The sequence below is a fragment of the Pseudomaricurvus alcaniphilus genome, from assembly GCF_011440395.1.
Taxonomy (GTDB): Bacteria; Pseudomonadota; Gammaproteobacteria; order Pseudomonadales; family Cellvibrionaceae; genus Pseudomaricurvus; species Pseudomaricurvus alcaniphilus.
Window position 1 is genome coordinate 1 of sequence record NZ_JAAOIX010000010.1, and the last position, 14,018, is coordinate 14,018.

Annotated in this window: 12 protein-coding genes; 8 read left to right on the plus strand and 4 right to left on the minus strand. The window is 54.3% G+C overall.

Translation table 11 applies throughout. The annotated features are described in order from the left end of the window. Window positions 1–429: 429 nt before the first annotated feature. The 4 genes from G8764_RS17640 to G8764_RS17655 all read right to left on the minus strand — a co-directional run bounded on the left by G8764_RS17640 (window position 430) and on the right by G8764_RS17655 (window position 4,903). Window positions 430–1,641 (minus strand): MFS transporter, encoded by a 1,212-nt coding sequence (locus G8764_RS17640; RefSeq protein ID WP_166166078.1) that lies wholly within the window; start codon window positions 1,639–1,641, stop codon window positions 430–432. 339 nt (window positions 1,642–1,980) lie between these two features. Continuing rightward, window positions 1,981–2,658 (minus strand): glutathione S-transferase family protein, encoded by a 678-nt coding sequence (locus G8764_RS17645; protein ID WP_166166080.1) that lies wholly within the window; start codon window positions 2,656–2,658, stop codon window positions 1,981–1,983. Between the two features lie 26 nt (window positions 2,659–2,684). Then, window positions 2,685–3,674: an MBL fold metallo-hydrolase gene (locus G8764_RS17650; protein WP_166166082.1), complete on the minus strand. Its 990-nt coding sequence runs from the start codon at window positions 3,672–3,674 to the stop codon at window positions 2,685–2,687. Between the two features lie 329 nt (window positions 3,675–4,003). Next, window positions 4,004–4,903, minus strand: a complete 900-nt coding sequence (locus G8764_RS17655; protein ID WP_166166084.1) for a LysR family transcriptional regulator — start codon at window positions 4,901–4,903, stop codon at window positions 4,004–4,006. A gap of 247 nt (window positions 4,904–5,150) precedes the next feature. On the opposite strand from G8764_RS17655, the gene G8764_RS17660 reads away from it, so the two are divergent. The 8 genes from G8764_RS17660 to G8764_RS17695 all read left to right on the plus strand — a co-directional run bounded on the left by G8764_RS17660 (window position 5,151) and on the right by G8764_RS17695 (window position 13,997). Then, complete coding sequence (locus tag G8764_RS17660) at window positions 5,151–7,613, plus strand: TonB-dependent receptor (RefSeq protein WP_243748881.1); 2,463 nt, start codon at window positions 5,151–5,153, stop codon at window positions 7,611–7,613. Between the two features lie 119 nt (window positions 7,614–7,732). Next, a complete protein-coding gene (locus tag G8764_RS17665; RefSeq protein ID WP_166166086.1) occupies window positions 7,733–8,716 on the plus strand; it encodes a fumarylacetoacetate hydrolase family protein in 984 nt (327 codons plus the stop codon). A gap of 2 nt (window positions 8,717–8,718) precedes the next feature. Then, window positions 8,719–9,507 (plus strand): cyclase family protein, encoded by a 789-nt coding sequence (locus G8764_RS17670; RefSeq protein WP_166166088.1) that lies wholly within the window; start codon window positions 8,719–8,721, stop codon window positions 9,505–9,507. A 73-nt stretch (window positions 9,508–9,580) separates the two neighbouring features. After that, complete coding sequence (locus G8764_RS17675; protein ID WP_166166090.1) at window positions 9,581–10,738, plus strand: alpha/beta hydrolase family protein; 1,158 nt, start codon at window positions 9,581–9,583, stop codon at window positions 10,736–10,738. A 20-nt stretch (window positions 10,739–10,758) separates the two neighbouring features. Beyond that, window positions 10,759–11,685 (plus strand): VOC family protein, encoded by a 927-nt coding sequence (locus tag G8764_RS17680; protein ID WP_166166092.1) that lies wholly within the window; start codon window positions 10,759–10,761, stop codon window positions 11,683–11,685. A gap of 1 nt (window position 11,686) precedes the next feature. Continuing rightward, window positions 11,687–12,061, plus strand: a complete 375-nt coding sequence (locus G8764_RS17685) for a Rieske (2Fe-2S) protein (RefSeq protein WP_166166094.1) — start codon at window positions 11,687–11,689, stop codon at window positions 12,059–12,061. Next, complete coding sequence (locus G8764_RS17690; protein WP_166166096.1) at window positions 12,058–13,191, plus strand: FAD-dependent monooxygenase; 1,134 nt, start codon at window positions 12,058–12,060, stop codon at window positions 13,189–13,191. Before G8764_RS17685 ends, G8764_RS17690 begins: the two co-directional genes overlap by 4 nt. Window positions 13,192–13,202: 11 nt before the next feature. Beyond that, entirely contained in the window at window positions 13,203–13,997 is a 795-nt protein-coding gene (locus G8764_RS17695; RefSeq protein ID WP_166166098.1) for a glutathione S-transferase family protein, read from the plus strand. The last annotated feature ends 21 nt before the right edge of the window (window positions 13,998–14,018 follow it).

Sequence of the window (14,018 nt, forward strand, 5' to 3'; positions counted from 1 at the left end):
ACGACAACATCGATTTCTGAGCGCCCGTAAGCAAAATAGGGCGATTACGAGGCGGTGTAATGGCGGTGTTGCGTGAAATCAAACGGCGGCAAATAACCGCGCTTTTACTCCGGCGTTAACAGGCATCGACATCCTGTTGTCGAACTTGTAATTCAGACTCAAGTTGGAAGCGGTCTAGCTCATCATCACCCAGCCGAAAACAAGACTACAGGTTTGTTTAACAGCGTGCGCTCTATGGGTTCACGGGAAATTTCGTTAGAAAATGCGGCCATGTACCAGCAGTTGCGTACGATAATGCTGTTAAAATTAAATGGATACACGACCGATTATTCCCGATTTCTATTTTCTGCAAGCTTACATTGGGCCCAACAAGCTTACATTGGGCCCAACAAGCTTACATTGGGCCCAAACAGGTTTTTAATTGCCAGCCTACTTCGTCAGCAGGCTCGTGGCACCCTTCAGCCTGGCCGCCGCCAGCACAACACCAGCCGCACACAGTCCGGCAAACAGCAACAGCAGGTTTTCCAAACCGCCCAGCTTGCTTTGCAGTGCTGCGGCAAGCAGCGGCGCAAAGAACTGACCGAAAAAGAAGATGCCGGTCCACAGACCTGTGCCGCGACCGCGGACATTGTCCGGCAGTAACTGCAGCACCCAGGTCAGCATTGTTGGTAACAGTATGCCGAAACCCAGAGAGGCGATGATGACAGATACAGTGGTCACGGCCAGTGATCCGGACAGACCCGACCCCATATACCCAACGGCCGCAAGCGCCAGACCTATCAACACCAGCAGCGGGCCGGATGCGTTGCCGAAGCGGCGGAACAACATCGTGCCGACCGCAACACCGATATTGGCAGCGGCGCCGATTGCTCCGATCTGGCCGGGTGAGACTTCAGCGCTAAGGCCGAGAATCTCGCCCAGCTTAACCATAACTGTGTAGAAAATGATGCCGACAAATAGTGTCGTCAGCAACAGCGGCAGTAGGCGGGCAAACGGAAGTTTTGCGCCGCTCTCGGATGCCTGCCTGGCAGAACGATTCGGCTCGAACAGGACCAGCGCGACCAACAGGGCCACAGGAATCGCCAGAATATACAGCAGGAAAGGACCGCGGGATCCAAACAACTCGCCGAGAACGCCGCCAACGGCGATGAGTACAATGGCGCTTAAACTGACAGTGGCAAACTGTAGTCCAACCCAGCGTTCCCGCTCCTTGCCGGTGAAATAGTCACCAATCAGCGCTGTGGCGATAGTCATAATGACCGCTTCGGCCAGGCCTAACCCGATACGAGCGGCAATAATATGCATGATGTCGCTGAGGAAGTAGGGCGTGACGCCAACTGCCGCGTAGATGAGCAGTGTAATGACCAGCAGATTCTTGCGGCCAACGCGATCGGATATCCAGCCGGCGATGGGAGAAAACAGGGCGACACAAAGCGCCGGGATGGTCATGGCGACCGGCACGAGAAACTGGCTGCCTTCGACGCCGCTGAATTCCTGCATTAGCAGCGGCAAGACCGGAATCAACGAGATAATTGCCATGGGGGGCATGACTGCGGCTAACAGCAGTATTATGCCATGCTTGGTAGAAGCGGATTTGCTCGTGCTCACGGCCGTTTCTCCTGCGGTAGTGGTGATTGTCATTTTATTTGCCCCTGTTGTCAGTTATATCTCTGCAGCGGTTTAGGTCATTGGCAATACTGATTTCGCCGTCAAGCAGTTTGCCTGTTTCAGTCTTGTCGTGTTTTACCCCGGCATCACTACGGAGTCCCGGTGCCATGGTTGGCTGAGCCGAAATCGAATTTGAGCTAGGTACTGATAGCCCGGTAGTAGTCTGGCAGTGACGCCGCTTTTCATTGCGCCGAAACGGCTGCTTCTTCGAGCGTCGCACCACTGTGATTTCCGGCTCCTGGATTCAAAAGGGGTCGGTGACAAATGCAAACCATTCTCAAGTGTCACCGACCCCTTTTATCCCGCTCCCTTTTACCGTGAAGGTGGCTTGAAAGTGAGGCCTTCGGCTTCGAGTTGCGCCATTGCGGCCCGCTCACGTTGCCATGCCCGCTGGACTGCGGGACGCTCTTCCATTCGCTTGGAATGATCCTTGAAACGGGGGAAAGGGGTGACATCAAAGTCGGCACCTTCGACCCGCCAGAATACCCAGTACAAATAGGCATCCATGGCGCTCCACTGGTCGCCGTACCACCAGGGTTGGTCAGTCAGGCGGTTCTCTATTAGGCTGAAAAACTCTGTCATGGCACTGCAGCCTTTTTCCCAGATCGATTGTGCTGCGGCTTCGCTGGCAAAGAAGTGGGGCATGCGTATGCGGGTAACGATCGGGTGCAGGGTCGCCGAACAAAAACACAGGTCGGCAATCTGGCGGGCACGGGCCAGCGCGTCCGCCGCCTCTGGCATGAGTTGCGCCTCTGGAAACCGTTCGTTCAAGTACGTGATGATAGCAACGTTCTCGGTCAGCGCTTCGCCGTCAATGACCAGCGTCGGCACCTTACCCTTGGGGTTCAGCTTCTTGAAATCCGGCGACTTGTGCTCGCCTTGCATAAAGCGGATGAGGACGGTTTCGAAATCCTGTCCGGCCTCTTCCAGGCAGATAGAGGGCACCCGCGCGCAGGTGCCCGGTGCCATATAGAGTTGTGTCTGGCTCATGGTTACTCCACTTGTGGCGGGGTTATTCAAAATCGATCGAGGTCATTGGCAATTACGATTTCACCGTCGAACAGTTTGCCGATTTCAGACTGGTAGTGTTTTACCATGGCTTCAGTGCTGATATCGGGCACCATGTGGGTAACCACTACCTTGTTGACCCCGGCGTTTGCTGCCAGTTCGCCAACCTGGCTTGGCAGTAAATGGTGGGCCCTGAAATGCCATTCGATGCCATCGAGCTGCCGCTGGGGCATGTTCGGGTTTACCTTGCGAATGCTTTCCATAACCGCCGGAATGTCCATCATTTCACTGATAAGCAGGTCAGCGCCGCGGGCCAGCTTTGCGACAGCATCACTCGGTCCAGTATCCCCGGTAAAGGCAATGGAGCGATCTTCCAGGTCGAAACGGAAGGCCAGGGATTTCGCTTTTTCCTCGAGGTTACTGTTTTCCGGGATCTTGAAGTGAGAGTTTTCGGCTGCCGTAACTTTGACTCCGTTCAGCTCAACCACCGAACCGTGGGTCAACTCTTTGACCTCGACATTGGCTTTCCACTCCTGGCCGGGCATGCCGTAGGCGGCTTTCCTCGCCGGCTCCATGCCTGCCAGGAGCCCCTCGATAAAGGCTTTGGTACCCGGGGGGCCGTAAATGGTCAGCGTATTGTAGGCATGGAGCTGCATACGCAAGCCGAGGATTGCCAGCACGCCGCCGGTGTGGTCAAAATGGTTGTGACTGATAAACAGCCCTTTCACCTGTGGCAAGCGCAATCCGGCTTTTTTCAACTGACCCACCGCGCCATCGCCGGCATCCACAAGATACACGTCGTCGCCGACCAGCAGCGCGTTAGCCGGCTGTGAACGGCTGGCCTCACCCTCGGGGCCACCGGCTGTGCCGAGTGTGATAAAGGCGTTGCCGGGGCGTGCAGACGCAACGGGTGAGGAGGCCGAATCAGCAGTTATTTGCTGACATGCAAACAGCATCAGGCTGCATGCCAGCAGTGTCAGGTGTCGAGTTGTTTTCATTCTCATATCCTTTATTTATTCGCTTGCCTGGTGGTTGCAGAAGAAACTTGCGCCGTAGGTCCGCGCTGTTTCATAGGCCGAGCCGGAGGCACTACCAGCCCGTGCGGGCAAGTGACTGTCCCGGTTAGATTGGTCCCGGTTAGATTGCGGATGAAAGCACTTAAGTTCCAGTTCCTATTGATCGTTATTGCAACACAGCGCCTTGTATAAATGAAATTATTTTATTCGATAGTAAACGATCAATATTATTAATTGGTGGCGCCGGCGCGTCCGCTTAAAGAAGGCGCTTAAAACCCCGGTTGAATCCAGCCGTCAATCACCCGTCGATTTCAGATCAGTTGTTTGATCTGGTCAACCAGCCAGCGCAGGCCGGCATCATGCCGGCGTGATTCGTGAAACTGGATCATCTCGCGCATAACCGGAAAGTCGAACGGCATCTCGGCTATGGCGATATCCAACCGTTGCGCAAACAGTCGCGCCAGTCGCTCGTGCATCACGGTCAGTTTCATGGTGTTAACCACCATTTCGGGGGCGATGAGAAAGGAAGGCACTTTCATATCAATGCGGCGTCTTTCGTTGAAGTTGCGCAGGTGGGTTTCGGCAAAAGAGGAGCGCGCCAACTGGCCAATTTCCACCACCACATGCCTGGCATTGAAGAAATCTTTCTCCTTTATCTTGCGGCGTTTGAGCGCCGGGTTCTTTGCCCAACCGGCCACAACGTATTTTTCCTCGAACAGCAGTTCGCTGGGGTGATTGGGGGAAACATGCTCCTCGGGGGTGATAACCAGGTCAATATCACCCTGGTCCAGCAGTGACAGGGTCCGCTCAGAGGGCTGAAAGCACTCCATGGTGACTCCGGGTGCGATCTGCTCCAGCTTTTGTGTCAGGGAAGTGAAAATAACGGCAAGCAGGTAGTCGGAGGTGATGATGCGGAAGCGCCGGTCGGAGTCTTGCGGGTCAAAATGGGTAGTCTTGGTCACCAGGATCTCCACGTCCTGGAGCAGGGCCTTCAGCGGTTCCCGCATCATCAGTGCCGCGGGGGTGGGCACCATACGTTTGCCATGCAATACCAGCAGCGGCTCTTTGAAGTGGTCCCGCAGGCGCGACAGGGCGGCGCTCATTGCCGGCTGGCTTACATTGAGTCGTTCCGCCGCCCGAGTAACGTTTTTCTCCTCCAGCAGTACGTCCAGTGCCACCAGTAGATTAAGGTCCAGCGCCTTGAATCTCATTTGACTACCTATATTGTTTATTGATCGTAATGTATAGATATAAACAATTTTATTTATTGATTGTCAAGGAGTAATCTCGCTAACAGCTTAATTGATGTAGGCTTTTATTAACGCTTCATTGTCTCTACCTAAATAATAAATCGGAGATTTCAATGCGCAGAGCACCCATTTCTTTAGCCACTTTCGCGCTAATGCAAACAGCAATAAGCAGGATAGTTTCAACATCTTTCACAGAGGAATTACGATAATGCTTAAGTCACCTCCTACTATGTCCAGTTTAACCATTTTGAGTTTATTACTTGGCGCTTCATCGGCATTCGCGCAAACGAATGACAATAGAACCCAGGCGAGCTCCAAAGGCGTTCTTGAGGAAGTCATCGTAACTGCGCAACACCGCGAGCAGTCGATGCAAGATGCTGCGGTTGCGATTCAGGCATATGACCAAGAAGCGCTGATGCAGTCTGGCATGGAGTCCGCACAGGATCTTGGCAAATTATCCCCGTCTCTGGGAATAAGCGCTGGCGGCGGTCCCTTGACGAGCTTTTTTATTCGCGGGGTCGGGGCGCTCACAGTTAATCCATTGACAGATTCTGCCGTTGCTCAAAACGTTGATGGTATTTACCTCGGACGGTCAAGTGGTGCGGCTGGCCAGGCTTTATATGATTTAGAGCGTGTAGAGCTGATGAAAGGCCCCCAGGGCACGCTATATGGCCGAAATGCGACGGGCGGCGTTGTAAACTATATTCCACAAAAACCAGTCCTGGGTGAAAACTCCGGTTATCTGCAGGGCGAATTTGGAAACTATTCTAAAGTTGGTGTGCAGGGGGCCGCGAATATCTCACTTGCCGAAACAGCTGCAATTCGGCTCTCTGGTAACAAACTGGAGCGCGATGGCTACTCTGATGACGGCTCAAATGATCAGGATTCCTACAGTGTGCGTGCGCAGCTTTTAGTAGAGCCCAACGAGAATTTATCCGTGCGATTTGCAGCGGATTACTCCGAAATTAATGGGATGGGGAACGGCGGAGATTTGGTCGGGACTTACAATAATACACCTGGTTCACTTGCTGAATTTATACCCTCAGGTTTGCCGATTGGTAGTGGGCCCACGGCAGCCGGTGCAAATGCAATTCGAACAGGTGTTCTTCACACCCCGTCGTTTGCATTTTTCAAGCCGATCGACACAAGCGAATTGTATCAAGATATCAGTTTCACGGGCTATATGGCCGAAATTAATTACCAAACAGACGCTGGTACATTGACGTTCATTCCAGCTTATAGAGAGTCGGAGCAGGATTACCAATTTTCGGGTCCGGGTTTTGCTCCTGCGAAAACGCTTGAAGAGAATAATCAAACCAGTTTTGAGCTGCGTTTTGCAACCGATTTGGACGGCCCTTTAAACGGCATTATTGGCGCGTTCTATATCGATGAAGAGATCAGTACAAGTGGTGTGTTTGCGCAAAACTATACGTCTCCCATTCAAAATTATGACAATGGCGGAGATTCCTGGGCGATCTTCGGGCAAGGGACATTTGATGTTACGGATACATTTCGTTTAAATGCAGGAGTTCGCTATACAGAAGACAGCAAATATGCCAGGGGCATTAGTGATACGTTTGTAACGTTCTGTGGTGGCGCGCCGGCGGGCCCTAATTTCCTGACCCCCCCACGCAGTTTTGCTAATGGTTGTGCGTCTGGCGCCATTCCGGCTCACGCCATTACATCCGATCGTGATGAATTTATTGCCGATTTAGTCGCGAGAGGCGAGATTGCTCCCGGATCGACGGCAGATGATGGCGTATTTCCTCTGCTCGCTCCCGGCGGTATTTCACCCAATTTGGCTGTGATTGTTAATGTGGGCGATGGCTTTCTCGAGTCTGAGCTTGACTATAGCGAAGTCACTTATCGTGTCGGGGTAGAGTGGGATTGGGGGCCAAGTAACCTTCTCTATGCCGGTTTTGAGACCGGCTATCGTGCCGGCGGCGTTGATCTCAGTGTTGTCAGCCCTACTTATGATCCAGAATATATTGACGCCTTTACCATCGGTTCAAAAAACCGCTTTTTGGAAAATACCTTGCAGGTCAACGCCGAACTATTCTATTGGAAATATGACGGCCAACAAGTAACGTATTTCACTACGTTGGAAGGTGCGTCCGCATTCCCAATCGCCAATGCTGATGCCACGATTCAGGGTATCGATGTCGATTTCATCTGGGCGGCTACTGACAACACCACAATAAGCGGCAATTTCCAGTTTTCAGATGCTGAATACAACAAGCTGCAGCTTATTTCTGATCCGGGCAGGGGTAGGTTTGGTTGTGCGTCTTCGGGTGTTAATGCCGGCCTGGAAAGCTTCGATTGTTCAGGTAATTCGTTGCTTTATAACCCGGACTTTGGTGCAGATTTAAGTGTTAATCATGTCATCGATTTCGAAAATTCTGATCTGTCATTGACTGCCAATGCTTCATATAGAGATGAGCGACAAACAAACTTCCTCTTTTTGAAAGAGACAGTATCTGACGCTTACACCACGTTCAATCTGGATGCGACACTGTCGCTGGATGATGCTCGCTGGGAAATCTCTGCTTTCGTGCGAAACTTGACGGATGAAAGGGTGAGTGCCAACACCAATGTCTCCAACCGTGGGCTTTCCTACGCAATATACTCGCCACCTAAAACCTATGGCGTACGTCTGCGGGCGAACTTTTAATCTGGCGAGATAAGTAAAATAGGTGACCCTATCCGAGATACAGGCTTTACGGGTAGGGTAGCCTTCCCTGTTTCTTCGGAAAACCGTTTTTGAAGTCCAGGCCAAGAGAAAAACTATTTATGAAACTAGCAACCCTGAAAGACAAAAATCGTGACGGCCGGCTGGTAGTTGTTTCGAAAGACCTGAGTCGCGCTGTAGATGCCAGTTCAATCGCATCGACGCTGCAAGTGGCCGTTGAACGCTGGTCCGAAGTGGCTCGGGAACTGGAGCAGTGCTATCAGGCATTGAATAACAATGAGCGGGCGGACGCTTTCGATTTCGACGCCTCCCAGGCGATGGCACCACTGCCCCGGGCCTGGCAGTGGCTCGACGGCTCCTGTTTTCTCACCCACGGCGAACGCATGCAAAAGGCCTTTCACCTGGAACCCATTGCCAACGCCGATACAATTCCGCTGATGTATCAGGGCGCGGGCGATGATTTTATTGGCCCCCGCGACGACATAGTGCTGCCCGCTGAAGAACACGGTATTGATTTTGAAGGCGAATTTGCCGTGTTGGTGGACAAGGTTCCTATGGGTTGTCCGGTCGATCAGGCACTGGATCATGTGAAGCTGATTCTGCAACTCAACGATATCAGTTTGCGTGCTCTCGCACCCCGTGAAATGCAGACTGGCTTTGGTTTTTTGCAGGCCAAAGCTACCACCGGTTTTGCACCGGTCGCGGTAACTCCCGATGAGTTGGGAGCGGCCTGGAGCAATGCGCGGGTTAAGCTGCCGTTAAAGGTAGAATGGAACGGTGAGTGGTTTGGTCATCCCCATGGCAGTGAAATGCACTTTGGCTTCGATCAGTTAATCGCCCACGCAGCGCTCACCCGCAATTTGAGTGCAGGCACCTTGATTGGCTCTGGTACTGTTTCCAATAATGACCTTGACGCCGGGGCCGCCTGTATATCGGAAAAGCGGGCGCTGGAAATGATCGAGTTTGGCCAGCCCAGAACCGGTTTTATGAAATTCGGGGACCGGGTGAAAATGGAAGCGCTCGATTTGGAAGGCAAGCCGCTTTTTGGCGCCATCGACCAGCAAGTTAAGCCATACGGAGAATAATTATGTCTACCAGCAAGCGTCGTTTGGTTGATCTTTCCGTCACTCTGGATAACAACCCCAATAATGATCCGCCGCCACTGCGGCCACATGTTGAATATACGGATCACCAGGAGGGTTGGCCGGAAATGGAGGCCATGTTTCCGGGCCTGACCATTGACGATTTACCCGGCAGTGAAGCCTGGGCGGCGGAACGATTACAAATCACCACCCACAGCGGCACCCACATGGATGCCCCCTGGCACTACGCCTCAACCACTGACGGTGGCAAGCCGGCTTACGGTATTGATGAGCTGCCGCTGGATTGGTGCCTGCAGCCCGGTGTCAAACTGGACTTTCGCGCTCTGCCGGACGGCCACGTGGTCACGGCGCAGGAGGTTGAAGCGGAGTTAAAACGTATTGGTCATGACCTGCAGCCGCTGGATATCGTGCTGGTCAACACCCGCGCTGGCTCGGTATTTGGCACACCGGAGTATTTGCTGGCGGGTGTTGGCATGGGGCGCGAAGCCACGATGTATCTGCTGGAGCGCGGCGTAAGAGTGGTGGGTACCGATGCCTGGAGCTGGGACGCACCGTTCAAATACACTCGCGAGCGCTTCGAGGCCAGCGGTGATGCTTCCATTATCTGGGAGGGGCACAAGGCCGGTCGCGATATTGGCTACGGCCAAATGGAAAAACTCGCCAATCTTGAGGCCTTGCCGGCGCACGGATTTACCGTGTCCTGCTTCCCCTACAAGATCAAACACGCATCCGCCGGTTTTGTGCGCGCGGTGGCCATTTTTTACGATGAATAGTCGCAGCTAAATGGCTGAAAGTTAATCGTTGAAGGCGAGCAGTCGCCGACACAACAGCAACCGAGGAATTCTTATGTTCAGATATTTTCCAACCAACTACGTGTGGGACCTGTCCATCAACCTGGCCATAGAAATGGGCGCCCGTATTGGTGAAATCCAGGAGATGTGCGAGCCCCTTAAAGAAGCCGCCAAGCAGCCGGATGCTGCCGGTACCAAGGCCTTTCGCGATACCTGGCAGAAGATGGCCGATAAACTGTGTGGCCTGGCGGAAGAAGATGAGGCCCGAGGTCGGCTGCTCTCTGCCGGCGAAAAGTATTCCCGTGCCTCCATTTACCTGGGCACCTGTGAGCGCCTGCAAGCGCATGGCGCCGAAGGCCGGCTGCAACTTTACCAGCGCTCTTTGGAGCTGTTCCTGAAAGGTGTTGCGCTGTCCAAAGCCAAGTGCCAACGGGTGGAAATCCCTTACGAGGGCAAACACCTGTCGGCGCTCTATGTGCCTGCCGAAGATGTCGATGGTCCGCAACCTATCCTGGTACAGGTCAATGGCCTGGACTCGACCAAGGAAATGAAATATCGCGTTGGCCTGCCGAGTTGGCTCGCCAAGCGCGGTGTGGCGTCGCTGATTGTGGACCAGCCGGGTACCGGCGAAGCCCTGCGCCTGCAAAACTTTAGCGCCCGCTACGACAGTGAACACTGGGCCAGCCGCGTGGTGGATTACCTGGAAACCCGCGCGGATGTAGACAGCAAGCGTATCGGTATGGAAGGTGTGTCCCTGGGCGGTTACTACTGCCCGCGCGCAGTGGCATTCGAACCGCGTTTTGCTGCCGGTGTTGTTTGGGGGGCAAACCACGACTGGCGTGATGTGCAAAAACGCCGCCTTGCAAAAGAGGGCAACCTCCCGGTACCCCATTACTGGAACCACGTCTGCTGGGTCTGGGGTGCGAAAGATATTGAGGAGTTTATGCAGATCGCCGAGAACGTCCATCTCGACGGCGTGGTGGAGAAAATCAAAGTGCCTTTCCTGGTGACCCACGGCAGCAAAGATTCGCAGATTCCTCTGAAATGGGCAGAGCGCACCTACGAGCAGCTGGTCAACAGCCCCAAGCGCGAACTGAAAATATTTACCGAGCGCGAAGGTGGAGTACAGCACTCCAGTTTTGACAACAGCATTAACGCCGGTCACTACATCGCCGATTGGGTTGCCGAGACTCTGGGCGGCCGAATTTCCTAAGAATTGGAGCATGAAAAATTATGAATATTATTGGACCTGATGCACTTGTTTTTGGCGTCGACGATGTCGAAGCCTGTAGCCAATATGTTACCGACTACGGTCTGGAGCCCAAGGGCAATGGCCGCTTTGAGGCACTCGACGGCACCGCGGTGATCGTGCTGCCCAAGGATGACCCGACGCTGCCAGCGCCGCTGGCAACTGGCACAAGCCTGCGTAAAACCGTGTACGGAGTAGCGGACCAGCAAACCCTGGATGCCATCGCTGCGGAGCTGGGCAAGGACCGCGAGGTCAAGCAGCTCGACGACGGCTCCCTGGAAGCAGTGGACGACCTGGGTTTTGTGCTGGGCTTCCAGGTGACAGTGCGCAAAGCGCTGTCGCTGGCCGCGGAAGTGGTCAATGCCCCCGGTTCTTCGGCACTGCGCCCGGTCAACACCGTCGGCGTGCAGAAGGAAGCCAGCCCCAAGCCGCGTTCGCTGTCGCATGTGGTTTATTTTGTGCCGGATTTCGCCAAAGCGGAAGCGTTTTACGCGGATCGGCTGGGCTTTGTCACTACCGATCGCTTTCATCATGTGGGCCCGTTTATGCGCCCTGCGGGTACCGATGATCACCACACCCTGTTCTTTATCCAGACTCCGCCGCATATGCAGGGTATCGAACATTTTACCTTCCATATGGGCGGGCCGACCGAGGTAATGCAGGCCGGAACCAATATGGTGAACAAGGGTTACCAGAGCTTCTGGGGGCCGGGACGGCACCTGTTTGGCTCCAACTGGTTCTGGTATTTCAAGAGCCCGTTCGGTTGCAATATGGAATACGACGCCGATATGGATCTGCACGACGATAATTGGACCGCGCGTGAATTACCGCCGGGCGCTGATAATTCCCAGGCGTTCCTGTTCCAGTACCGGGAAAAGTGGGCACCTATGGGCCCACCACCGGGCAAATAAAATGCGACAGACGGTGCCCCTTTGCCACCTTGACGATCTCGCCGATGGCAGCGCCAAAGGCTTCGATCCTCAACACCAGGGTAGCGACACGGTATTTATTGTGCGCAGCGGTGACAAAGTCTTCGCCTATGAGGACAAGTGTCCTCACTATCGGGGCCAGACGTCACTGCCCTGGCGCAAAGATGCCTACCTCGACCCGTTTGGCGAAACCATCGTCTGCGCCGCCCACGGTGCACATTTTGAGATAGCAACGGGACTCTGCACTGCAGGTCCCTGCCTGGGTGAATCACTTACCCGGGTGCCTTTGCAAATCCGCGACGATGGTTGCGTGTTGGCAGAACTTAACGATAACAACGTTGGAGGCGAAAGCCCGTGACTCATTCCGTTTCTAAAGTATTGATTATTGGTGGTGGTTTCTCCGGTATGTCAGCCGCTATCCAGTTGCGCAAACAGGGTATCGAAACCCACCTGGTTGAAATCGATCCCGATTGGCAAGCCGACGGCGCCGGTATCAGCATTGGTGGTGCCACGCTGAGGGCTTTCGACACGCTGGGCATACTGGATGAATTTTTGCAGCACGGCAGCGGGCACGACGGCCTGGATGTATTTGCACCCAATGGACACCACCTGCAACATATTCCAACCCCGCGTTTCGCCGGCCCGAACATTCCGGGTACCGGGGCAATCATGCGGCCGGTATTGGCGCGTATAATGTCCGACAAGGTCAAGCAGAACGGCACCAAAGTGCGTCTGGGCCAGACTTATCAAAACCTGGAAATGGACAACGAGGGTGTGGCCGTTACCTTCACCGACGGCAGCAGCGATCGCTACGATCTGGTCATAGGCGCCGACGGTGTCAAATCCAAAACCCGTGACTGGCTGCTGCCAGGCGCTCCCAAACCAGCCTATGCCGGGCTGGGAGTCTGGCGTGCCGTTCTGCCCCGTCCGGCGGAGTGCAAAGGCACTATGATGTGGGTGGGTGAGCACTTGAAAGCGGGCATCAACCCCATGTCCAAAGATCAGGTCTACCTGTTCCTGACCGTGAATAGTGAAACGCGCCAGCGTTTCGACCCAGCCGAAGAGCCCGCCATCCTCAAGCAATTGTTGCTGGACCACTTCAGTGCGCCCACGGTGCAGGAGCTGGCAGCGGCCATTGGCGAAGATTCCCACGTTATGCTGCGACCGCTGGATTCCCTGCTGGTGCCTCGGCCCTGGTACAAGGGGCGCGTGGTTTTGATTGGCGATGCGGTTCACGCCACCATCCCGCACCTGGCTTCGGGCGCCTGTATCGGTATTGAAGACGCCATCGTATTGGCGGATGAATTGGGCAGCAGCGAAGCGCTGGAACCCGCCCTTGATGCCTTCCAGAATCGTCGCTGGGAGCGCTGCCGCATGGTAGTTGAGAACTCCGCACGTCTCGGACAAATTGAAATCGAAGGGGGCGATAAAGCTGAGCACTCTGCCATTATGCGCGAATCCATGATGGCGTTGGCGCAGCCTATTTGAGGCCTTGATTGATGCTGGAGCTCTATCACAACGATATGTCAGTATGCGCACAAAAAGTGCGCCTGGTGCTGGCGTTTAAAAACCTGGAGTGGCAAGGGACCAATCTCAACCTGCGTGCAGGCGAGCAATTTGCCCCGGATTTTTTAAAAATCAGCCCCAAGGGTTTGGTGCCGATATTGCTGCACGACAAGCAAGTAGTCTACGAATCCAACGTGATTATCGAGTACCTTGAAGAGGTATTCCCCCAATCGCCATTACTGCCAGTGCAGCCATTAGAGCGGGCGCAAGTGCGGGTTTGGTTGACGCGCCTCGATGCCGGCTTGCATGAACAGGTGGCGGTGCTCAGTTTCTGTATTGCGTTTCGCCACCAGATGCTGGAACGCTATCCAACCGACGAAGCCTTACAGGGCTTTTTTAACAGCATGGCTGACCCGGCCCGCAGAGCTGTGATGAAAGATATCGTAGTCAACGGTATGGCCTCGCCCAGGTTCTATTTAGCCGCACTGGCCTACGATAAATTGCTGGCGGATATGGCGAAAGCTTTGGCTGTTAACGACTGGCTGGTGGGTGAAAACATCAGTTTGGCGGACCTGTCATTCCTGCCTTATATCGAACGCCTGGAGCAGTTGCAGTTGTCTGCCTGGTGGTCCGGGTATCCGCAGTTGCAGCGATGGCTGGCGCGGATGCGAGATACTTCGGCGTATCAAATGGCGGTGCGCGATTGGCACAACCCCGCCTACATTGGCTTGATGAAATCCTGTGGGGCTGACGCCTGGGAGAAAGTCAGCGAAGTGCTCAAAGGGTAACGCTTTTTTACAACGCGAGAG

Excerpts from the sequence above, each read along its gene's own strand:
- G8764_RS17640 (WP_166166078.1), bottom strand. The coding sequence starts at position 1,641 with ATGACAATCACCACTACCGCAGGAGAAACGGCCGTGAGCACGAGCAAA.
- G8764_RS17645 (WP_166166080.1), bottom strand. The coding sequence starts at position 2,658 with ATGAGCCAGACACAACTCTATATGGCACCGGGCACCTGCGCGCGGGTG.
- G8764_RS17650 (WP_166166082.1), bottom strand. The coding sequence starts at position 3,674 with ATGAAAACAACTCGACACCTGACACTGCTGGCATGCAGCCTGATGCTG.
- G8764_RS17655 (WP_166166084.1), bottom strand. The coding sequence starts at position 4,903 with ATGAGATTCAAGGCGCTGGACCTTAATCTACTGGTGGCACTGGACGTA.
- G8764_RS17660 (WP_243748881.1), top strand. The coding sequence starts at position 5,151 with ATGCTTAAGTCACCTCCTACTATGTCCAGTTTAACCATTTTGAGTTTA.
- G8764_RS17665 (WP_166166086.1), top strand. The coding sequence starts at position 7,733 with ATGAAACTAGCAACCCTGAAAGACAAAAATCGTGACGGCCGGCTGGTA.
- G8764_RS17670 (WP_166166088.1), top strand. The coding sequence starts at position 8,719 with ATGTCTACCAGCAAGCGTCGTTTGGTTGATCTTTCCGTCACTCTGGAT.
- G8764_RS17675 (WP_166166090.1), top strand. The coding sequence starts at position 9,581 with ATGTTCAGATATTTTCCAACCAACTACGTGTGGGACCTGTCCATCAAC.
- G8764_RS17680 (WP_166166092.1), top strand. The coding sequence starts at position 10,759 with ATGAATATTATTGGACCTGATGCACTTGTTTTTGGCGTCGACGATGTC.
- G8764_RS17685 (WP_166166094.1), top strand. The coding sequence starts at position 11,687 with ATGCGACAGACGGTGCCCCTTTGCCACCTTGACGATCTCGCCGATGGC.
- G8764_RS17695 (WP_166166098.1), top strand. The coding sequence starts at position 13,203 with ATGCTGGAGCTCTATCACAACGATATGTCAGTATGCGCACAAAAAGTG.